Annotated in this window: 15 protein-coding genes, 10 tRNA genes and 1 pseudogene; 22 read left to right on the forward strand and 4 right to left on the reverse strand. The window is 38.1% G+C overall.

What is annotated here, in order from left to right; translation table 11 throughout:
- Positions 1-266: 266 nt before the first annotated feature.
- Positions 267-1,844, reverse strand: coding sequence for a Na+/H+ antiporter (locus ACMGDK_RS15285; protein WP_436808750.1), 1,578 nt, complete (start codon positions 1,842-1,844; stop codon positions 267-269).
- 239 nt (positions 1,845-2,083) lie between these two features.
- Here ACMGDK_RS15285 and ACMGDK_RS15290 point away from each other — a divergent pair, with 239 nt between their 5' ends.
- Positions 2,084-3,478, forward strand: coding sequence for an MAC/perforin domain-containing protein (locus tag ACMGDK_RS15290; protein ID WP_436808751.1), 1,395 nt, complete (start codon positions 2,084-2,086; stop codon positions 3,476-3,478).
- 239 nt (positions 3,479-3,717) lie between these two features.
- Positions 3,718-4,481, forward strand: a pseudogene (map, locus tag ACMGDK_RS15295) (type I methionyl aminopeptidase).
- A 114-nt stretch (positions 4,482-4,595) separates the two neighbouring features.
- Here the strand turns inward: map and ACMGDK_RS15300 are convergent.
- Entirely contained in the window at positions 4,596-6,737 is a 2,142-nt protein-coding gene (locus ACMGDK_RS15300; protein ID WP_436808752.1) for an outer membrane beta-barrel protein, read from the reverse strand.
- 264 nt (positions 6,738-7,001) lie between these two features.
- Between ACMGDK_RS15300 and ACMGDK_RS15305 the strand changes: the two genes are divergently transcribed.
- Positions 7,002-8,048 (forward strand): MBL fold metallo-hydrolase, encoded by a 1,047-nt coding sequence (locus ACMGDK_RS15305; protein ID WP_436808753.1) that lies wholly within the window; start codon positions 7,002-7,004, stop codon positions 8,046-8,048.
- A 130-nt stretch (positions 8,049-8,178) separates the two neighbouring features.
- On the opposite strand, the gene ACMGDK_RS15310 is transcribed toward ACMGDK_RS15305, so the two are convergent.
- Positions 8,179-9,027: a DUF4822 domain-containing protein gene (locus tag ACMGDK_RS15310; protein WP_436808754.1), complete on the reverse strand. Its 849-nt coding sequence runs from the start codon at positions 9,025-9,027 to the stop codon at positions 8,179-8,181.
- A 179-nt stretch (positions 9,028-9,206) separates the two neighbouring features.
- Here ACMGDK_RS15310 and ACMGDK_RS15315 point away from each other — a divergent pair, with 179 nt between their 5' ends.
- Entirely contained in the window at positions 9,207-9,935 is a 729-nt protein-coding gene (locus ACMGDK_RS15315) for a DUF434 domain-containing protein (RefSeq protein WP_436808755.1), read from the forward strand.
- Positions 9,922-10,572, forward strand: coding sequence for a tRNase toxin domain-containing protein (locus ACMGDK_RS15320; RefSeq protein WP_436808756.1), 651 nt, complete (start codon positions 9,922-9,924; stop codon positions 10,570-10,572). Before ACMGDK_RS15315 ends, ACMGDK_RS15320 begins: the two co-directional genes overlap by 14 nt.
- 141 nt (positions 10,573-10,713) lie before the next feature.
- On the opposite strand, the gene deoD is transcribed toward ACMGDK_RS15320, so the two are convergent.
- Positions 10,714-11,424 carry a purine-nucleoside phosphorylase gene (gene deoD, locus ACMGDK_RS15325; protein WP_436808757.1) on the reverse strand — a complete coding sequence of 237 codons (711 nt, stop codon included), beginning with the start codon at positions 11,422-11,424 and terminating at the stop codon, positions 10,714-10,716.
- Between the two features lie 166 nt (positions 11,425-11,590).
- On the opposite strand from deoD, the gene ACMGDK_RS15330 reads away from it, so the two are divergent.
- From ACMGDK_RS15330 to ACMGDK_RS15410, 17 genes are all read left to right on the forward strand, one after another.
- Positions 11,591-11,980 (forward strand): VOC family protein, encoded by a 390-nt coding sequence (locus ACMGDK_RS15330; protein ID WP_436808758.1) that lies wholly within the window; start codon positions 11,591-11,593, stop codon positions 11,978-11,980.
- A gap of 192 nt (positions 11,981-12,172) precedes the next feature.
- Positions 12,173-12,820, forward strand: a complete 648-nt coding sequence (locus ACMGDK_RS15335) for a conflict system bpX4 domain-containing protein (RefSeq protein ID WP_436808759.1) — start codon at positions 12,173-12,175, stop codon at positions 12,818-12,820.
- On the forward strand, positions 12,820-13,953 hold the full coding sequence (locus ACMGDK_RS15340; RefSeq protein ID WP_436808760.1) for an AAA family ATPase: 1,134 nt from the start codon (positions 12,820-12,822) through the stop codon (positions 13,951-13,953). Before ACMGDK_RS15335 ends, ACMGDK_RS15340 begins: the two co-directional genes overlap by 1 nt.
- Positions 13,926-14,669 (forward strand): hypothetical protein, encoded by a 744-nt coding sequence (locus tag ACMGDK_RS15345; RefSeq protein WP_436808761.1) that lies wholly within the window; start codon positions 13,926-13,928, stop codon positions 14,667-14,669. Before ACMGDK_RS15340 ends, ACMGDK_RS15345 begins: the two co-directional genes overlap by 28 nt.
- The gene (locus ACMGDK_RS15350) at positions 14,660-17,041 is read left to right on the forward strand and encodes a hypothetical protein (protein WP_436808762.1); all 2,382 of its coding nucleotides are present in this window, start codon (positions 14,660-14,662) and stop codon (positions 17,039-17,041) included. Before ACMGDK_RS15345 ends, ACMGDK_RS15350 begins: the two co-directional genes overlap by 10 nt.
- Positions 17,031-18,737 (forward strand): APC family permease, encoded by a 1,707-nt coding sequence (locus ACMGDK_RS15355; protein WP_436808763.1) that lies wholly within the window; start codon positions 17,031-17,033, stop codon positions 18,735-18,737. The genes ACMGDK_RS15350 and ACMGDK_RS15355 overlap by 11 nt, the downstream gene beginning before the upstream one ends.
- Positions 18,727-19,749, forward strand: a complete 1,023-nt coding sequence (locus ACMGDK_RS15360; protein ID WP_436808764.1) for a soluble NSF attachment family protein — start codon at positions 18,727-18,729, stop codon at positions 19,747-19,749. The genes ACMGDK_RS15355 and ACMGDK_RS15360 overlap by 11 nt, the downstream gene beginning before the upstream one ends.
- An 877-nt stretch (positions 19,750-20,626) precedes the next feature.
- A tRNA-His gene (locus ACMGDK_RS15365) sits at positions 20,627-20,700 on the forward strand.
- A gap of 110 nt (positions 20,701-20,810) precedes the next feature.
- A tRNA-Lys gene (locus ACMGDK_RS15370) sits at positions 20,811-20,884 on the forward strand.
- A 65-nt stretch (positions 20,885-20,949) separates the two neighbouring features.
- Positions 20,950-21,021, forward strand: a tRNA-Asp gene (locus ACMGDK_RS15375).
- Between the two features lie 63 nt (positions 21,022-21,084).
- Positions 21,085-21,156, forward strand: a tRNA-Pro gene (locus ACMGDK_RS15380).
- A gap of 90 nt (positions 21,157-21,246) precedes the next feature.
- Positions 21,247-21,320, forward strand: a tRNA-Ile gene (locus ACMGDK_RS15385).
- Positions 21,321-21,402: 82 nt separating this feature from the next.
- Positions 21,403-21,473 (forward strand) — tRNA-Asn (locus tag ACMGDK_RS15390).
- 219 nt (positions 21,474-21,692) lie between these two features.
- Positions 21,693-21,774: transfer RNA gene (locus tag ACMGDK_RS15395), tRNA-Cys, on the forward strand.
- A gap of 319 nt (positions 21,775-22,093) precedes the next feature.
- Positions 22,094-22,177 (forward strand) — tRNA-Tyr (locus ACMGDK_RS15400).
- Positions 22,178-22,262: 85 nt separating this feature from the next.
- Positions 22,263-22,334, forward strand: a tRNA-Glu gene (locus tag ACMGDK_RS15405).
- 342 nt (positions 22,335-22,676) lie between these two features.
- A tRNA-Phe gene (locus ACMGDK_RS15410) sits at positions 22,677-22,749 on the forward strand.
- Positions 22,750-22,761: the final 12 nt, after the last annotated feature.

Here is a 22,761-nt window from a genome sequence, read left to right on the forward strand (position 1 = left end):
ATAGGAAGAAGTTGAAAAAATGACTACATTTTTAATTACTAAATATTCGTTTTAAATCCACAACCGTTATTATGATGAATTCAAAATAATATTTAATTAATAATGGAATATTTCCCCTATACTTTCCCCTTTGTAAAAATAATTGCTTGAAATCCCAATAAATAAAGGGAAAAATAAAAAATATTCGAGCCCAGGTGGGACCACAACAAAAAACCGTAATACTTTTATTAGAGTATTACGGTTTTTATTTTTCTATGGAGGAATATTTAACTTTTCATATTCAATCTTTCCTCCTGAAGATCGAGTAAGCGAAGATGTTTTCTGATGATTTCTTCATCCAGCAAAAGTTCTTCGCGGTTTTTATTAATAAGCCAGATTCTTTGAGTTTCAAGAATGTCAATATAAATATTTCTGTACTCAGTGTAATTAATGATAATTTCGGAACTGCTCAGTTGTTTTTCGTATTTCTGTAATTGATCTTTTAATGCCGGGAAGCTTTCTATTTTATGAGCATAATCTTTACGAATTTTATCAACGGCCACTTGGGCAAGGCTGTTCTGAATTTCGTAATCGATTTCCTTTTCGCTTCTTACAAAATCACGGTCTATAGGTGGGAATTTTTTTAATAAAAAAGGAAGCGTAAGTCCCTGAACAAGCAATGTTAAAAGAATCACGACAAATGTGATGAAAAGAATCAGATTTCTCTGTGGGAAAGGTGTTCCGTCATCTAAAGTCATGGGAATTGAAAGTGCAGCAGCCAGAGAGACTACGCCTCTCATTCCCGTCCAGCCAATGATCATGGGCGTTTTCCAGCCGGGAGATTGTGCATCTGCAACGGTGATGAAATTTCTCATAATTAAGGTTGTAATCACTGCTGCATAGCCGGCAAAAATTCTTACAATAACCAGAACTGCAGTAACCGCAACTCCATAACCGATTGCTGTGTAAATATCGGTGTCACCTAAACCGGAAACAATCTCGGGAAGATCTAAGCCAATAAGCATAAAAACAATTCCATTTAGCAAAAAGCAAAAACTTTCCCAAACGGTTACAGTGCGTATTCTGGAGGCACTGCTCAAAAAATCGTGGCTGCGGTAAGAGAGGAATAAGCCGCCACTAACCACCGCCAGAACTCCGGAGGCGTGAAGCTGTTCTGCTGCCAGATACATCGAAAAGGGCGCAATAAAAGTCAGTAAAATATCAGTGTTTGAATCGGTGGGTAAAATCTTGTGCATTTTCAGAAAAATATATGCGATGATAAGTCCTATTCCTACACCGCCAATGCACATCCAAACAAAACTTCCTGCTGCCTCATGCCATACAAATTGTCCGGTTGCAGCAGCAATCATGGCAAACCGAAAAATGATTAAAGAAGAAGCATCATTCAGTAAACTTTCGCCCTCTAGAATGGAAGCCAGTCTTTTGGGTACTTTTACAAACTTTAAAATCGCACCGGCACTTACTGCATCGGGTGGAGAAACAATTCCACCCAATAAAAAGCCTAGAGCTAAAGAAAATCCCGGGATGAAATAATTAGCGAAAATGGCAACCGATAACGCGGTGAAAAACACGACTACGAAAGCAAAACTGAAAATAATTCTGCGCCATCGCCAAAGTTCTTTCCATGAAGTTGACCAGGCTGCTTCATACAATAAGGGCGGTAAAAAAATGATAAATATTAATTCCGGTTCTATTTTTATGGGTGGTACGCCCGGAATAAAACTTATTAAAAGCCCCGCCAACACAAGCAAGACAGGATAGGCGACCTTAATTTTTTTCGCCAGCATAATAAGCATGGTGATGAGCAGAACCAAAAAAAGATAGAATTCGAAATTTTCTAACATGTGTAAATTTTAGATAAATATATATCAAATTTTTAAAAACATTTAGAGCATGCCTAAAATTTAAACAGACAGTAAATGTTGAAGATATATATGTTACCGATTAATTAAGCTGTTTCTATTTATCATTTACAATGGCCTTTCATGAGCTTTTTAAAATCCCTAATTAGTGATATATATCATATTGTTTTACTTTTTTCACCATGTGTTGAATATTACTTTTGTTGAAAATTTTAATAACTATGAAAAAACAAATTTTACTTTGCTTCAGCACATTGCTGTTGCTTTTCATGGCTTCATGTTCTTCGGAAGAGTTGAATACTGAAGTGATATCTGAGAATCCTGGAAAAGAGAGTCGTATAGCCGCCGGAAAATTTGCAGGTGATGGGCAATATGATGTTCTGGGACACGGTTATAATGCCGCGGGTGAATATGCAAATGCGAGTGCAGCAGGTTTTAAAGTAATTGATATTGACAGATTCAAAGCTGAGCAAGGTCCCAGATTGGTTGCTGAAAATACACTTTCACAAGATTATGTTGAAGAGTATGGTGAAAATGCTGAATCCTATTCTAAAATGGTGTCGACCAAAGTAGATGTAACGGCTGGTATCCCATTATTTAAGAAAACACTTTCGGTAGGCTTTAATTCTGCAGTGACTAACACCAATAAGTTTGATGCAAAATATATTTATGGAAGTTACAATCTTTTAATCAAACAAAGAAGATTGAGATTCAATGCAACAACAGATATGTTGGGAGACTACCTGACTCCTGAATTTACGCAGGATTTACAGACAAAAACACCTCAGCAAATTGTCCAGGATTATGGTACACACGTAACGGTAGACATTTATACGGGTGCTAAAATGGATGTTATATTCCAATCTGAAACAACTAATGAATCCCGTGAACGTGCAGCCAGAATCGGTGTTAAAGTTGGGATGAAAGGTATCTTTGATGTCAACGTAGAGAATGATGTAAATACAGCGGAATCACACAAAAACTTCTCCAGGAAATTATCGTATAGAACAAGAGGAGGAGATCCTTCAAAAGGCCTGATCGGTGAATTGAACCTGGACCAATCCAATCCTAAAATCAATATTGCCAACTGGCAAAACAGTTCTACTGTAAATAATGCTGTTTTGGTAGATTTTGGAAACAATGGGCTGGTATTTATTTATGACTTGGTGAAAGACCCGGTTAAAAAAGCTCAGCTTCAGGCATATGTTAATCAATATCTGATTGATAATAAAGTTTTCTTAGATTATATTCCTGTTCCGGTCTACGGTTTTTATAGTCCTGGCGACAGAGATCATTACCTCGCAACTTCTCCTGGAACACCTTATAATTATCAGGCTGAAGGCGAGCAGTTTAAAGCATATAGCTATAAAGCTCCGAATACTGTTCCTGTTTATCAGTTTTACAGTGGAAGTGAAAGAGATCACTATTATTCTACTCATTCTGGAACGCCTATCCACTATGCCTATGAAGGAATTGCATTTTATGCAACAATGGATAGTTCAAAAAAACCTATTTATCAATTCTATAGTGGAAGTGAAAGAGATCATTATTATTCTACTTATCCCGGAACTCCAATTAATTATGTATCAGAAGGTATCCCTTTTTATGCCTATTAACTAAAATATATTGGTTGATATTTTTACAGGAAGCCGTCTCACCATCAAAGGTGAGACGGTTTTTTTTATTAGTTTCAATCTCAATAGGTTTTTATATATGAATATTTGTTTTGGCTCTGTGGTGGAAATTATGAACTTATACGCGTGGTAAATAATATTTCAAATCCTTAACTTTGTCGTTTTCAAAGGGTATTGAACTCCTGAAAAATATTTTCCACGTATAACCAAAAGAAATAACAATGTCAATAACGAATGAACATGAATTGGCAGGAATGCAGAAAGTGAGTGAAGCTGTAGCCTATACCTTAAAAGAGATGATTGATTATGCCCAACCCGGTATGACGACAAAAGAAATTGATGAGTACGGGGCGAAGATCCTTTCAGACTTTGGTGCAAAATCAGCTCCTTATTTAACGTATGGTTTTCCGGGCTGGACCTGTATCAGTGTGGATAATGAATTTTGCCACGGAATTCCAACTGATCAACGGATTTTGAAGGAAGGCGATCTGATTAATATTGATGTTTCAGCAGAACTTAACGGATATTGGTCAGATAACGGAGGTTCTTTTGTTATTGGAAAAGATATTAATTCCCACCAAAAACTGGTAAATGCTTCCAAAGATATTTTACAAAAAGCCATCAATTCTATAAAAGGAGGTGTGAAAATAGCTGATATTGGATTTCTCATGGAAACTGAAGCCAAAAAAGAGGTTTTAAAGTTATTAAGAATCTTGCCGGGCACGGGGTTGGGAGAAGCTTACATGAGCAACCTGATGAGCTGTTTAATTATAAAAACCGTTTCGATTCCAGACGGTTCAAAAAGAATTCTGTGGTGGCCATCGAAACATTTATTTCAACATCTTCAAACCTAGCTCTAGAGCTCAATGACGGCTGGACTATGGTAGGGAACAAAGGCGGTTATATGGCACAGCACGAACATACCATTGTAGTGACGGATGGAAAACCTATTATTTTAACACAGATGAATGAAATCCTGAATTAAGGGTTATTCTTCATGCATAATAAAAGACACTTACATCAATGCAAGTGTCTTTTTTAGCTGTTATTCTTGTTATTTTATCTGTTGCAAACAGACTGTCAGCACTGATTTTCTTGCCTATTTACCTCCACCGCTGCTTTTCTCCACATCCGTCTTGGTATTTCCTTTCACCTTCTGATTTCCAAAACGTTTCACAAAAGTAAGTGAAAACCCATACCAGTCGGATCTTGTAGAACTTCTGGTAGTTCCGACCTGGCTGAAGCTGGTGGAATCAAAATTGGGTCTGCTGAAAATATTCATCAGCTGAAGACTTATCTCCATCTGTGTTTTAGGGAATATTTTGGTCGCAGAGATATTGTGGAAAATATTTGTTTTATTCGCATATGAGTTTCCGTTGTTCTGGTTGGAAAGCTCTGCCCATGCACTTAAGTTAATATTTTTGTTAAACAGGTTGGTGTACGACAGATTAGCTGAAGCACCCAGATAGCTTATGTAATTTTTACCCTTAAGGTCATTAACCTCGTTGAAATCATGATTGTCGATATAATACCATCCAACTCCTACATTCACGTTCATTTTATTTTTCAGGAAAGTCTGGTTGGTATTCGCAAACAGATAATATTTCTGCACCTTTCCGTTGAAATTGGCAGGTAGGCTAACCGTTCTGCCATTTTCCTCCGCAATGGATGTCCAGTAATCCCTGTCAGTATACATATATCTTGCTGAAAGAAAATATTTTTTCAGAATCCCGAATTTCATATAGAGCCTGTGGCTGGGGTTAGGTTCCAGGTCCATGTTTCCGCGAGAGTACGTTCCGTCATTGGTAGGAACAAGAAAAGGATTAAATTCCGAATACCATGGACGCCAGAGATTACGGTTATAAGTAAGACTCAGATCGTATTTATCCGAAAAAGAATATTTTACCAATAGATTGGGAAGTAAAGTACTGTAAGAATCTTTTCTTTCCGTACCGGCTACATCCTGTCTCATTTTATAATCGATATGTTCATAACGGACTCCCACTCTTGTTTCCAGCTTTTCAAAGAAGGTTTTGCTGTAGTTCACATACAGGGAATTGATATTATCCTCATAGTGAAAAACATCGTTCGGACGGAGATTTTCGGCATTGTTCCCGGACAGATTATTCGGGATCACATTGTTGTTGAAATCCATTTTTCCACCTACTTCAAAGTTTCCGCCCTTTCCGAGCGGTTGGGTATAATCTACTTTCAGATAATAGTTTCGGGTCTGTTCATGAGAATTCAAGCCTAGCAGGCTTACTGTTGGTGTTATGTTGGATGTTTTTAAAAACTCATTTGTATTTTCCTGAGAATTGTAATTGGAACCTAAATTGACATCCAATATCCTGTTTTTCTCTTTATCATAATATTTATAAAAAACATTCGTTCCCAGTGTGCGGTATCGTCCTGTAGCATCCTGATCCTGATGATAAGAATCAAACAGCACATCATTTTTCGATCTGATGAAGTCAGAATCTGACGTTGTGGAACTTTTGCTCTGATAATATTCAAGGATAAGTCCTATATTATTTTTATCATTCAGTTCATATTCCGATGTTGAGGAAATAGAAGGACTTTTATTTCTGCTTATACTTTCATTGTTGGTTTGGGTAACGTCATTATCCTTATACAGCGAGTTAATGTAGAGGCTTTTCTGTGCCCATGTATTGTCGCTGTAGCTTCCGACAAAGGTTTGTGTGAAATTTTTCTTATGATAATTAAGATTAAGATTCGTATACTGAGAGTTTTTAGTATTCTGTCTGTTATTGAAGGTTATACTGCCTTTCATTCCTTCATCATCTCTCTTTTTAAGCACGATATTGATGACCGATCCGGCTGTTTCATAACGGGATGACGGACTTGTAATCACCTCGATTTTCATCAGGTTATCCGCAGGAATGGTTTTCAGGTATTCCTTTAGTTCTTTCCCTGTAAAAACAGATTTTCTGTCGTTGATATAAACCGTCACCGATTCACCTTCCGCTTTTATAGCATCATTATTATCAATACTCACCAACGGTGTCATTCTAAGGACATCCCAGGTTGTATTTCCTGCAAGGATAGAGCTGTTGGACACATTAAACACCGTTCTGTCCACCTTAGATTCTACAGTCGGTTTTCTTGCCGTTAACGTAACGCCTTCAATCTGATTTTCCTTCTCTTTGATGGTATCATTTTTTACTTGCGCAAATGTTAAAGAACCTATTAATAATGCAGCGGAAGATATAATTATTTTCATTCAAAGTGATATTTCACCAATAAGACAGTTATTACAGGAGGTTTGTTACATCACATCTGAAAAATAAATAAAAAATTCACATATGATTAAGTTTTTATGAAAATTATACTTTAAAGTTAGGAGAGCTTGTGTAAAAGAAGATTGTGCCATATAAAGTAAAATACTCCCTTTATTCGTTGATTCATATAATAAGAAATCTATTCTTATATTTATTCATCTGATTAAATCTCAATGACCAGGATTCAGAGCACCAAAAATAATAGCATGAATTTAAAGAAGCAAATGGGACAGTTTCCCAACGAAAAAAGAAAGACCTATTTCAGTACGCTGACTAACTATACCAACGGAAAATTTCAGAATATACTTCCCACACCTGCGTTATTGGAAGGAGAAAGCATGACCAAATTGCTCCTGCAGGTACTATGCAAAGTAGAGAATACAAGTCCTAAATCATCCATTCCCTTTGTGATCACAGATCTGAAAAACCTTAAGCCTGAAGAAAATGTTCTTGTATGGTTCGGACACAGCTCTTACTTTATCCAGATCGATGGCAAAAAATTCCTTGTAGATCCTGTCTTCAGTGGCAACGCTTCACCAATGCCGGGTTCCATAAAGGCCTTTTCCGGATCAGATCATTACAAGCCGGAAGATATACCGGACATAGACTTCCTTCTGATCTCTCATGATCATTGGGATCACCTGGATTATTCCACTGTTAAGGCTCTCAAAGACAAAGTAGGTCAGGTTATATGCGGACTGGGGACAGGGCAGCATTTCGAGTACTGGGGCTGGGATACCGAGAAAATTATTGAGAAAAACTGGTGGGACAGCATTCATTTAGCAGATGGTTTCATAATTACACTGACCCCTGCGAGACATTTCTCAGGAAGACTCCTGACACGGAATATCTCCCTGTGGACTTCCTTTGTATTACAGACTCCATCTAAAAAATTGTTCTTAGGCGGTGACAGCGGTTACGGAGATCACTTTAAAGAGATCGGGGAGAAGTACGGACCGTTTGATCTTGCGGTAATGGAATGTGGTCAGTACAATGAAAAATGGCCTTACATTCACAGTCTTCCTGAACAGATCATCAAAGAAGTGCAGGAGTTGAAAGCTAAAAACTTTATTCCTGTCCATAATTCTAAATTTAAATTAGCCCAGCATCCCTGGTTTGAGCCATTGGAACTCGTTTCAAAATATGCAGAAGAAAAAAGTATTCCTGTTACACTTCCTATGATTGGAGAAAAAGTAGATCTCGATCAGCTGGGAGAAATAACCTGGAAAAAATGGTGGGAAGAGTTTATGTAAAATCAAGCAATTGAAATTCTGCTCCAATGATTTTATTGAATCAAACGATCATAGGTATGTTAAAAAGAAACCCCGGCCCGAATTCGGGCCGGGGTTTTACATTCATGATCAACCACTAATTTAAAAACATTTATGGTTCCAGGTGATCCACTTTTGTGTGGATAATATCATAATAAACAGAAGGATTACCAGCATCAGGAGCAATTCTGTAGGTGAATTCCGTGTTGTTTAGAACAAGAATATCAACAATCCGGGTAAAAAGCACATTTCCATTTGCATCCAGGGCTGTGATCGTTCTTTTCTTTCCGTCCGGAGAAATAGACCATGTTCCCTGAGATCTCAGAATATTATTCAATCCGTAAATCGTAAAGGTGCCGTTTGCTTTAAAATAAGAAAAGCCCACAAAACCTGCTACACTTGCATCCGTTAAAGCTACCGGACTTCCGTTCTTGTCCTTTGCACCTGTAGTTTCCCAAGGGGTAGAAGCCAGAGCAAGCTGTCCGTTCGCTGGTTCGGAATGGGCTGTTTTTGTATGGATGATATCATAATAAACAGAAGGATCATTTGGGTTTGTATGAATTCTGTAGGTGAATTCATTGCTGTTCAATACAAGAATATCTACAGTACGGCTAAAAATCGAAGTTCCGTCAGGATTAAGCGCTGTAATAGCCCTGGTTTTTCCCTCTGGATCCACAGACCATGTTCCTCTGGATCTTAAGATATCGCTGAGGCTGTAGATGGCAAAATTTCCATCAGCTTTAAAATAAGCAAAACCTACGAAGCCTGCTACATTTGCATCTGTCAAAGCTACAGAATTTCCGTTTTTATCTTTGGCTGCTGTAGTTTCCCACGGAGTAGAAGAAAGAACTTGTGAAGGAGTGAGCTGTTCCGCAGTCATATCATCATCAGAACAGGATACAAATGCAGCAGACATAAAGACCGTTGTAAACAGATAACATAATTTTTTCAATATATTCATAATTGATATTTTTATTCAGTGCAAACATATCTCTTATGAAAATCAAAATGTTGTACGAAATATCTCTTTTGTTGTAAAATGTATAACCCCACATTCAAGATGTTGGTAAATCAATAGAAAATATAATGATAAAGGTAGACGGCCTTAATTATATCCGCCTAAAAAAACTATTTTTGAGGATGAATAACAGAAACCGTGGAAAAAATACAGCCGATGATTTGCTGTTCGGTTCAGAAAAGCAGGTTGATAAGCTGAAAATGGCAGTTCAGGACATGCTGTATTTATTGAGCCGTGACTATCCTGAAAGAGCTTCCTCCGAACTCGTAGGAAATCGGTATAAACTGAAAACACGTCAGATCCAGGCCCTACGTGGGGCTTCTGCATCGCAAGAGCAAATTACGAATAGAAAAATCAGACAGCTGGAAATATCGGCCCTGAAGGATAAAGTCGTTTACTTGGATGGCTTCAACATATTGATTTTATTGGAAAGCCTGCTTTCGGGAGCCTATGTCTTTGAGGGATTAGACGGATGTGTACGTGATCTTTCAGGAGTTTACGGAACTTATAAGCGAGTAAACCAGACTCAAAGAGCAGTGGAACTTGTTGCAGAATTTTTCCACAAAGCCGGCCTTGAAAAGCTAGTTTGGATTTTTGATCAACCGGTTTCCAACAGCGGAAGAATCAAGCAAGTTATTCTTGATTTTGCTCAGGAAAACAGCCTCAACTGGGAAGCCGGATTGGAGTACAGCCCGGATAAATTTTTAACAGAAAACTCACGGATAGCAGCATCTTCAGATGCATGGATACTGGATAACTGTGGGGAATGGTTCAATCTTATCGGATATTTGATCATAGAAGAAAATCTGGATGTCAATCTTTTAAAATTGTCTGTAAATGAATATGTTTAAACCCTATATTCCACTGATTTCCGATTCATGGAAAGAAAAATATCGGGCTGTTCTTGCCGGAGAGCACCTGCAAACCATGGAAAATAATATCCTGAAATTTCAGAACAACAGCATGGAATGGGAGCTGCCATATTTTAACGAAGAAATTAAAACAGACAGAAAAGAAAGTTTTAATCTTTTTATCGATATATTTCAAAGCAATGATACTGATGAGGTAAAAGCAGCTCATCTTGAACTAATTCCCTTAGAACACTGGCTGAATATTTTAGGACAGCGCCTGACTTCTGCCAGCATTCGTGACGAAAATGCTGTTCCGCCTTTGAAGGATATTTTGCTTGAAGCCTGCCGGAAACCTTTTAACAGTGAAATTACCATTGCGCAGAGAGCCTGGGAAAAGCATATCGGAAGAATGGAGGATGAATTTTGGGGCGAAATTAAGGGAAATAACCTGCAGAAACAGGAAAAAGTTATGGAGAAGATCAGCTATATTCTGGACAACAGAACCTGGTGGAACGTTTTCTATCATTACAAGCATGAGCTTGTTTTTGAAGCCAGAGAAAAAGAAGGTCACGGGATTCGCTGGAGTCACGGTGGGAAACACATGATCGGTTTTCTGGAAGTATTTATCAATGAATGAAGTATAAATTGTCCTGCATAAAAAGATTACCTACTGGAAGAAAATCACCAGAAAATTTTTCAAACTATAAAAAAGAGCTCTACTCATCAGGTAAAGCTCTTTTTTATGGTCAAATTGCAAACTTGCAACTTAGTTTTTCTATTAAAGACTTTTTATCGCCGATTCCAAAGCCAGTTCCATCATTGGTTTAAGGGCTCTTTCTCTTTCATCAGCAGAAATTTTTTCGTGGGTAGGAATAATATCGGTTACCGTAAGGATCGTCGCTGCATTTTTTCCTAAATGTTGTGCATTTGCGAATAATCCGAAAGCTTCCATTTCTACTGCCGGACAGTTGTATTTTGTAGCGATAGCAGGTACATTCGGGTCTTTTCTGTAGAAAATATCACTGCTGTGTACATTGATGGCTTTAGTGGCTAAAGAAAGCTCCTGAGCAGTTTCATTGATCGTCCCAAAGATATTTCCCTGGTGAGGAAGAATCTCATCTTCAATTTCCCATGCATACTTTGCATACGTACTTTCACTCGCTGCATTTTCAATATTTAAAATATCAAAAAGCTTAAGATCTGTTGTATAAGCTCCGCAAGTTCCGATCCTGATGATGGTATCTACTTCATACTCTGTAAATAATTCAAAAGAATAGATCCCGATGCTCGGAAAGCCCATTCCGCTGGCGCCTACAGTAATTTCCTTACCTTTATAAAGGCCGGTATAATAAAAGATTCCTCTTGTTTTGCTGACCAGTTTAGCGTTTTCCAAATAATTTTCAGCAATATATTGTGCACGAAGCGGATCTCCCGGCTGCAATACTACTTTGGCAATTTCTCCTTTTTTTGCACTGATGTGAATACTCATAATGTTATTTTGAAGCGACAAAGATAACAACTTTTAGATTGAATCATTGTGAAATCTGTGGGAGAAAATAAGCTTAGTATTGCCAATACAGTTTCAAAAAAGAATAACACAGAAGAAGTATTTGAAGAATCTCCTCCTTACTTTAGCAAAGTAAAAGATAATCATAATGAAAATTGAGCATGTTGCTTTTTGGGTAAAAGATCTGGAAAAGATCAGAGAATTCTATCAAAAATATTTTGGAGCTGTTTCCAATGAAAAATACCACAATTCTGTAAAACAGTTTCAGTCTTATTTTTTAAGCTTTGACAATGGATGCCGTCTTGAGATTATGAGCAGACCGGATATCCAGGAAAGCGGAAATTCTTACGACGCTCAGCAATATGGAATGATTCACTTGGCATTTTCGACAGGCAGCAAAGAAAAAGTAGATGAGCTGACAGAAATTTTAAGAAAAGACGGCTACGCCATAGCCGGAGAACCGCGTACAACAGGCGACGGCTATTATGAAAGTGTTATTCTGGATCCCGAAAACAATATTATCGAAATAACAGATTGATTTGTAAAATAGGTTTTCACAGGAGCAAATATCAACGCCATCTGCTAAATCTGTGAGAGTAAAAATACAACATCAAATATCTAAGTCATAATTAATAGGCATTTTGTGAATTATTTATCGTAAAGATTATTTAGCTGCCAATCACTCACCTAAAAAATTTTATTCTCTGCAAAATAGTTTTATTTTTGTTAGATGATGGAAACCAGATCACCATTTTTAGACACTATTTTTCTGCTTCGGAAAAGCGGCTGTATTACCGTTTTTTCAAATTTGCATGAGATCTCAAAAAAAGAAGAACAGGAAGCCGGTGATTATTTTGAAGCAGAATTTGAAAAAGAAAGACTGGAATTTTTATCTACAGAAATCCATTGCCATAAAGAAGCTGCAGTTTGGGCAGCGAAAATCCTTTATTACAGTGCACAGCTCTATCTTATCCGTGAAAACACAGCAAACAATCTGGATAAGCTGATCCCAAAGCTGAAAATAACACCCGATACTTCCTTTGTTTTATCTGCTGATCTGTCATTAAGATTTCTTCCCCAGATAACATCTTTGCTGCATACTGTTGATCCTCACGATCCGTTGGTGAAGATTCTGGAAGATATTCTTACCGAGTTTCATTATTCCGGGATAGGATATAACCTTAATTTGGAAAAAGTAAACTGGGAAAAAGAACTTAAAGACAAAACATACCGGAAATTATACCTCGAAAGAATCATAGAAAAAAAAGCCTATGAATTGGCTGAAATCCCCTATATTAATCAACTGCTTATAGCAGAATTCGGGCTGTATAAAGAGATATTCTGGCGAGAATTAAAAATAATAACCGAAGAAAATTAATGATACAAAATATTACAAAACTGAATACCGTCCTCAACTACGTAAAAGATACTTTCGTAGGAAAAAACGATGTCGTAGACTTGCTTGGAATATGCCTTTTGGCTAAAGAAAACGCCTTTTTGTATGGACCTCCCGGGACTGCAAAATCGGCCATCGTAAGAACACTGTCAAAAACAGTAAAGGATGGAAAAAACTTTGAATATTTACTTACCAGATTTACAGAGCCGAACGAAATTTTCGGTCCTTTTGACATCCGTAAATTAAAGGAAGGGGAACTTCTCACCAACACCGAAGGCATGATGCCCGAAGCTTCATTGGTCTTCCTCGATGAGATATTCAATGCCAACTCTGCAATCCTGAATTCACTGCTGACCGCTTTGAATGAAAAAATCTTCAAAAGAGGAAAAGAAACAAAACATCTCCCGGCCCTCATGTTCGTTGGTGCCAGTAATGTACTTCCGGAAGATGAATCCCTGAACGCATTATTTGACCGTTTTCTGGTTAGAATTAATGTCGATTACGTAAATCCTGAACTGCTTCAGCAGGTACTTCTGGCCGGAAGAAAGCTGGAAAACCAAACGGAAACCAATATTCCTGAAATTCATGCAGATGAGATCAGGGAACTTCAGAACCTGTGCAAAACCATGGATCTGAGGCCTATTTACGAAGTCTATTTAAATACAATTATCAATCTGAGAAATACAGGAATTACCATTTCCGACCGTAGAGCCGTAAAACTTCAGAATCTGATCGCAGCAAGCGCCCTTATTTGCGGAAGAAATGAAGCTGTGCTTTCCGACCTTTGGGTACTGAAGCATATCTGGGACACAGAAGAGCAGATAGAAATTCTGGAAGGCATCATCAACAGAACCATTGAAAAAGACGATAACCCGAAATCCCATCCACAGGCAATGCAGAACAAAACTCCGAATCCGGAGGAAGTGATGAAGGACGTAAAAATTCTCGTGGAAAAATGGAACAGCGGAACGTTGAGTTTTGAAGAACAGAACATAATCAAAGATAAATTGAGATACCTGCAGACCCGTTGCGACTGGATCAGAAATCCGGAGCAGAAGCAATATATCCAGCAAGAAATTGAAAGCTTATGGCAGAAGATCCTTCAAAGTGTGTAAAAGAATTCTGGGCAGAACTTCCCCGGGCTGATGAAGATTTTCTGGGTGCTATCCGGGACTGGAAAAATGTACAGATTGCAGTAGACGACGCAACAGTTTGGCTGAAAGGTTTCACTGAGGAACAGGTCATATCCGCAGAGATCCAGCAGCTGCCTGGTTTTATGCTATACGAATTACGGGAAGGACTTTTATTCAAAAAAGAGGCACTGGTACCAAGTAAGAAAATGAGAACGGCCCTACTTTGGTCACCGATAGATAAAGCTTTACACCTTACTTTTCCGGCTTCGAACCATAATTATTTCGGAATCAGCGAAAAAGTTGAGGTGAGATTAAAGCTAGGGAATGAAGAACATGCTGTCGTGGCATTATTAAGTATAATTGAAGACATAAAAGAAAGTATTCCGGTACAGCCGAAATTTAAGCTGGAAAAACTTGAATGGACAGTTATTAGTGATAAAGCATTGTTCCTTGGAACGCCACTGCTGAGCCTGCCCGGAAAGACATACTGGACCAAAGACGGGCACCTTTTACCCGCAGGCTTTGACTTTGAATTTAAAAATTTGAGTTCCCTTTTACAGCAGCAATATAACAAAGAGTCAGACAAATGGTTACTGTGGAACGAAGACGGCACTTATCTTTCCATTAAAAAGGGAGATTTTCGGCCATTGTCCGTAAGTTCATTCCGTCTTACTGAAAAAACGAAAGAATGGATTTAACCGAATATTTCCAGTCATACGAAAACTACTTTTGGGAGTGGGAAACCGACGAGGATGTCGCCGGAGATTCCGGATACCATGATTATAACCTCATCTCTATTCCCGGTGTTGGGGCTATAGCCTACAGACCTTATGTCATGGAGATCCTCAAAGAACTTCAGCCACAGGGATGGCCTCCGTTTGGAGCATTGCTGATGGTTTTATATGCAATGCAGGATGGTTATACCGATTTTGCGGGCCCTTTGAAACATACCGCCAATTTTCATAGCATCGGAAATTTTGATTTTACAGCAGAAAAGAGCATTGCGTTCCTTGAAAAGCTGAAATCATTAAATAAAATCTATAAACAGGGCCAGAACAGAATTGTACTGCTTCAGACACTCTTCCAGGATTCCCACAACAGGACAGCTCCCGGAAAGGCAGAAATGATCCTGACGCATTACTATAGAAGACCTCATATGCTGACCGCAAGTGCTGAAAAAAAATATGCCGGTCCTTCAGCCATTAACAGGGACTTGAGTACACTCAATCTCCTGAATGAAAAATTTCCGACAGCCCAGTCTATTGTTGATGCTATGCGGGATCACTTGGATGAACTGGAGTTGGATAACGAAGTCGTAGAAGAAGAAACAACTGTAGAAACCGATAAAGATTTTGTTCAGCAGTTAATTGAAGAGCCCAAAACGTTTCAGGTAGGAAGCCTGATCAAAAGAATCTGGAGCGGTCTGAGAATTCCTATGCGACACCTTTCTCCCGGAGAACAGCCCATCGGAGGGATTTCAGATATGTCCAATAAAGGAGACCTCCACAGAATGCTGCTGTCTGAATTTGCCAATGATGATGAGGTTTTCATGAACCGCGTGGCCAATAACGAAGCTCTGTATATCCAGAGAGAAATCCCGCCGGAAGAAAATATTTTTGAACGTATTATTTTAATTGATACTTCCCTGAAAAACTGGGGAACCCCTAAAGTATTGGCTTTTGCGTCGGCTATTGCAGTGATCAGACATCCGAAGGCCCATTCGGAGTGTAAAGTTTTTGCCCTAGGACAGGCTGGTGTACCCGTCTCTCTTGACAAACCGGAAGATGTTATTGAAACCCTGAACCTGGTCAGCCCGGTTTTGGATGTTTCAGAAGCACTTGGGAAATTTTTCAATGAAGAACATACCGAAAAAGATCTCGAAGTTTTCTTCATTACCCACCAGGAAAACCTTGCTGATGAAAAGACCAGGAAAGTAATCCACGAAAACAGAGACAGACTAAAATTCCTGATCACAACCGCTTCAGACGGGGAACTGAACTTTTATAAACATCATAAAGGAGCGCGAAAGCATATTCAGAAAATAAAGCTTCCCTTGCAGGAATTATGGGCCAACCCGCCACAGCGAAAACAAAAGGTTCATAATATTAACGGGAAAAAAACAGATCTGCCACAGAATTATCCGATCCTGTTTCCGACTCCATCCAATAAAATTGCTCAGTTTCTTTATGAAGGTGAATTTTATATTTTGAGTTCAAAAAAACAGCTGTTGAAAACTTACCTTTCTGATAATTATTACGACCGGAATTCTTATGATTACTACAAAACATATCATGGATGCGAAGTTTTAATAGAAGATATTTCTGTGAAACCAAGAGGACAGTTTGCTCTCGCTAAAAACAAACAGCAGCATTTTATTTTATGTCAGTATCAGCCGGATAAAAAGCTCATTTCTAAACTGAATCTGAATACAAAAGAATATTCCGAACAGAATGTTACCGGACTCAATATCCCCAAATCATACCATCTGATCTATTTTGGAAGAAACTTTTACCTTCATCAGCCTATGAACTCTTCCCGCTATAAAATCAATTTAGAAGGAAATGTTTCTGTAGAATCCATCTTTAATGATGATACCGAAATAGATAAGAATATGGCAAAAGCGGAAGCAGAAGTTGCCAAGCTGAATTACAGCGGTATGAAAATAATCAGTAACTTCAATAAAATAGGAATCAATGAGAATAATAATCTCGTCATCTCAGGAAATGAACTGTGCAGGCTGTATGACAATTCACTGAACCTTTATAAAAACAGGTTTACAGTAAAGATCCTCGCAGAGCAGAATAAAAATAAATTTACCTTTCAGGATGGCAGCGAAATCATTACGGATTCCCGCGGAATGCTTACTCTTAAGAGCAGCAATACCGGTATTCCTACATTTTATATTCCTTCCACAGAGTATGGATTTTTGGCCTTGGCAACCAACACAGAGTATGGAGGCTCGGAATATTACCTTCCGAAACAAACCCTGCTGAAAGTGAAGACTATGGAAGAAATGTATTCTCAATATTTAACAGCGTTTATTGATCAGATCCTAGATTATGGAGCTTAGAATAAAACCTTTTCCGAAAAATAGCTATCCTAAAAAAGGACTTTTGATCAAAGACCCGTCGCCACGCGTATGGCTTTATGAAATGGAAGCATTGGGGATAGATCTCAATAAAGTAAAAACCTATGCTGTTCCGGCAAATCAGCCCAATGTCTTGTACGGATGCCTGCTTATATTTTCTGATGAAGCTCCGCAGGAAATCGGTAAGAATGCTTATTTCCAGTGTGTAGACGACAGGCTTTTTATTCCTGAAAATACCATATTCTATCCCAGGATCAATCCTGAAGACTGGCATTCTGTCGGTTCACGGTTTGTTATTATGCATCCTGATTTTGGTTTTGTGAAGCTTTCAGAAGAAATTGACTGGATTTTAGTACTAAAGGAACCCGAAATAGCAGAAGGCAGGGTCAGAAAACCATCCAATGGTGTGAAAACCCCTCAATATATCGAAAGCTTTGCCGTTGAGATGGATGATGAAAAAGTTCTGGCAACCCTTCAGCAGCCGAGAAATGAAGAAGAGTGGATGAAAAACCTGCCTTTTGATCTCAAAAAAGTGATGGCAGGAAATAAAAAAGAAATTGAAAAATATTTAAAATATATAGAAAAGTATCCTGACCGAGCGGTAGAACTGGGTGTGCCTTTAGATATTATGGGGACTTCCCGTGGTGACGGCTTTGGAAAATTCACTTTCGGAGACAGCTGGCTGAGTGCTCTGTTTGGAAGTTCTGGAGACAAAAAAGAAACAACAGGAAGCCGGAATTTCCGCTGGATATTCTGGGGCGTTGTCGTAATGGCTATAATCTTCAGAATTTTTATGCCTTCAGATAAAGACAGAACCGTGAAAGAGGATTTTCTCGTTTCATCCGGCAAAATTATGAACGGCACTGAAAAAGCACAGGCAGATATGATCGCTTATCAGTCCGGAGTGACGGATATTGATATGAAAATTGACTCTATTTACGGAAAGGCAAGAAAGAAACTTTCCAGTGAATATGTTGCTGCAGGTGCTGCCATGTCAAAAGATAAAAACGAAAGGGAACAGTATAAAAAATCAGGTGGCAGAAACCTTGGCGAGGTCGGAAATGATATCGAAAAGCTCAATGCCAGAGAACAGAACAGCAGAGATTCCCTGAAAATTGTGTATTCAAAAAAAATAACGAAACATCTTGTTCAACAGGAAGCAGCTATGAAGCGCCGCATTTCAGATTCCCTCAAACAGTACAGCAAGGGAAAACCGGTCAATGGCGAAGTTGTAAAATTTGTTTTAAAGAAAAAACAGGCACTCGTAGCGGATTCTCTCGGAAAGCTTTATGGAACGCTTGATATAACGGAACTTCCCCCGTCTCCGGTTAAAGATTCCCAAATAGGAACTTTGGAGAAAAGTACCAATGCGTCAGAAAATAAAACCTCCATTTCAGATATTCTGTATCTTGTAATTTTTATGTTTGGAGCAGTGGGGATCTATTCTTTCATCTTCAAAAGGAAATCCCTGAACCTTGGCGGAGATAATGTGCCTTTATGGGTAAAGCTCATTCTGTCGGCAGTCCTTGTTTCCATGCTGGTTTATCTATTTTATCCTTTGATAAAGATGTTTGGGTACAACTGGTTTGTGTGGATCCTGGTGATCTGTGTCATCCTTCTTCTTTACCGCCTGTTCAATGAAGATAAAACCATTTTAAACCCTGAAGATGATGAATAAGCAGAAATTTATTGATAAATTCCTGATTGCATTTATGATCCTGGCGGTGTTTAAGATCATTGGCATCGCAGCACAGTTATTTCACGAAAGCTTTTGGAGCGTGGTGGGAACGCTGGTGATTTTTCTTGTCGTAGCTTTTATAATCATGATTGTGATTACTGCTTTAAAAGATAAAGAACAGAACCGGAAAAACTCTGGGCGGAGAGGTTCCGGAGGTGGAAATTTTTACCTGGAAACTTCCTTATTTGATAGAATCAGAAATAAATACGAAGAACTTGCCGAAAAATATATCGCTGAAAAAGATTATAAAAAGGCAGCAAAAGTATATATGAATCTTCTTCAGGATAATTTCAGGGGCGCAAAAACACTGGAAAATGGAGGCTTCTACAATGAAGCGGCAGCAGTTTATCTTAAAAAACTGAATAATAAATCAGAAGCAGCATCCTGTTACGAAAAAGCAAAACAGTACAAAAAAGCCATCGATCTGTATAAAGAAATGCAACAGAAAGAAAAAGTGGGAGACCTCTACAGAGAGCTGAACGATATAAAAAATGCACACAGCTATTATCAGATGGTAGCAGACGATTACACAGCCAACAGCCAGATGGTAAAAGCTTCTTTGGTATACAGCAAGAAAATGGAGCTGCCGGAAGAAGCCCAAAAAGTACTGCTGAAGGGTTGGAATGAAGATAAAGATGCATTCAACTGCCTGAATAATTACTTCGCCAATATTTTTGATGTTAAAAAACTGGAAACTGAGATTCAGAATCTTTATCAGAAAACGCCTTCCTACAAAAAGACTATCTACCTTGAAGCCATGAAGCATGAATTTAAAAAAGATCCAAAACTACAGCCTGTAACAAGAAGTATTGCTTATGAAATTATTGCCGAAAAAGTAGGTGCCAGGTCGGAGATTATTAATGAGCTGAAACATTTCAATCCTGAGGACAGTGTGATCCTGAAAGATATTTCGAGGTTTAAAACAGGACGGAATAAGATGTTGAGGAATTAAAATTGAAGCACTTAAAGATTTAATAATTTAGACATTAAAAATTTAAACGGTATTATGTTCCACCGTCAAAACCAAGGAGGCTAAGGCACCCGAAGCCACCTTATCATATCTCTCTTCCTGGTGAGCAGAAGTAATAATTTCATAACGGAAAAACAATTTTTTATATCTTTGCGCCAGAAAATTATGACAATACAAAGAGCACATATCAATATAAATCTATGCGATAGCCCTTCAATAAAAGGATTATTCGGATACGAATGGATGATAAGGAATGAGGCGAAATGTGCTTGCTTTGAAAATTATTTACAATAAACCCGTAAAAATTTAAACAAAATACCGCAGAAACGCCTCGATAACTCGAGGCGTTTCTTGTGTTTTAAGCCATAAATTATTTAGAATGAAAAAAAATAACCATAAAAACAAAAATTTTTTAATTAACAATGAACATTTAATACAATAAATAAGAGTGATAAGTAACCCGATGAGAGACAGTCATTTAGGTATTTAACAGATCTGCAGGATATTGCGGACAGATATTTCTTATGCTAAAAATTGTGTTTAAGTAATTGATTTTCAATAATTTAAATGAAAAATAAATTTGTGAGTTAAAAAATTTCATACTTACTTTGCAACCGAAAATTGAAAGCAACAGGTTTTCAGGATTCAAAAAACTTTTTAAATAACAAGAATATAATGAAACAATTACATCACATATCTAATCAGTATTGCAGATTACACGGACAGGAGCCGAAAGTATATGCATGTATCATTCTCGATAATGAATTTATAGTTAAAAGGTGCTTATATACGTGGGTCAGCTAATGATCTCCTACGTCAGAATATACAGCACCTCCCGAAAAGAGGTGCTTTTTTTATGGTTTCTTTAGCTTATTTGGTAAAGCGCCGGTCTGTGGAACCGGAGAACAGGGTTCGATCCCCGAAGATACCCCAACACAGGTGAATGGTGAATGATGAATCTTGTTAAATGTGAAATGGTAGTCAATTGTGAATCGAAAATTGACAGGCAAAACAAATTGACAATTGACTATTCACACTAAAATAATCTCATAGCTCAAGTGGCCAGAGCACCGGTCTTTTAAACCGGGGGTTGAAAGTTCAAGTCTTTCTGGGATTACAAACGGTCTCGTAAATCAATTTGATAGAGTAGGTTACAGGTTCGCATCCTGTCGAGGTCACAAAGGTCTATTGAGGTAAAGGCTAACCTGCCCGACTGTCTCTTGGGTACTGCGGGTTCGATTCCCGCATAGACCGCAAGGTTCATGGAAATTTTAATTCCGGCTGTCTCCCGGAAAAAATGGAAACTGAACCTGAAAACTGGAAAGATAACGGTGGTTGTTTACCCGTCTTGGACGCGGGAGGTCGCAAGTTCGAATCTTGCTTTCCAGACTAAAAAAGTGAATGGTGAATAGTGAATGATGAATTTGCTTCGCAAGTGAATTTAAATGATTGACGATTCACAATTCGCAAAAGAAAAACGATTTCGTAGCTCAAGTGGTTAGAGCATCGGTCTGATACACCGGAGGCTGAAGGTTCGAGTCCTTCCGAAATTACAAGATGAAAAGTGAATGGTGAATTTGCTTCGCAAGTGAATTTAATTGATTGATTATTCACAATTCACAATTCACAAAAAAAGATTTTGTAGCTCAATGTAGAGCGCCGGTCTGTTAAACCGGAAGTTGAAAGTTCGAGTCTTTCCAAAATCGCAGATAACTAAATGTTAATTGTTTCAAAAGAGAAGAAAAAAGGTGTGTCAAGAGCAGAAGATCTTTACGCCAAATATGGAAAATACCGACAGCCTTTTTCTTTTTTTATGAGATGTTAGAGATTAGAAGTTAGATTTTAGAGGATGGAAGTGCAAAATTAGAAGTGGTAGAAATTTACCGGTAACAATCATTGGTCTTTTATCATTTATAATCACATCTGATGGTTCGCCGAAGTGGAAGAGTCGGGGCGGTCTGCAAAACCGTTGCATAAGCTGAGTGGGTTTGAATCCCATAACCATCTCAAATAACTAAAATGAGATTAGTTCCGGAGAAAAGTAAAAGTTTGTCGAGCGAAGAAGTTCTTATATCAAACAAAAAATTAAGACAGGCTTTTGTTTTCTTCACAATGGGGTTAGGTTAGAAATTAAAAGTGACAGATAGTTGTAGAATCACATATCATTTATAAAATTTAGTTAGTTCAGAAGAAAAAGTAAAAGTTTGTCGAGCGAAGAAGTTCTTATATCAAACAAAAAATTAAGACAGACTTTGTTTTTCTTCAAAAGAGAAATTAGAAGTTAGAAAATTGCTCATTACTAATTACCTATTTACTCATGATATCTGGAAGTACGCCGGAGTTGGAGAGCCGGGGCAGACTGTAAATCTGTTGCTTCATTGCTGAGCAGGTTCGAATCCTGCTACTTCCACAAAAACCGCTGATAATGTAACGGCAGCATGCAGGAAAAGTACTCTTGTTGTTCAGGTTCGATTCCTGGTCGGTTGGTTTAAAATGCTCCATTAGCATAGCGGTAAGTGCATCCGGCTTTCTACCGGACGACAAGGGTTCGATTCCCTTATGGAGTACAGACGTGAATGGTCTAAAGTCAATGGTGAATTATTAATACCATGAAAGTTCAGATGAGAAAAATTGATGGATGATCATTCACAGAAAAATAGGTAAGAGAAAAGTTTGTCAAGCGCAGAAGATCTTACAAACACTAACAGGCATAGTTTTAAAGACAGGCTTTCTCTGACCTTAATTATAAGTAATGAATAATAGCAATAATTAATTTGACTGGCAATGAATAGTCAATTGTGAATACATCAAACGTGAATTAGAACCATGAAAAAATGAACAGCTGACCATTGACAATTCACAAATATTACAGATTACTCATTACCAATTACTCATTACTTATAAAACAGGGAAGAGTGGTGTAGCTGGTCTGCACGTTAGTCTGAAAAACTAAAGGTACAGGTTCGATTCCTGTCTGTTCCACAGAATTATAAA

The organism is Chryseobacterium hilariae, from assembly GCF_051400735.1.
GTDB lineage: Bacteria > Bacteroidota > Bacteroidia > Flavobacteriales > Weeksellaceae > Chryseobacterium.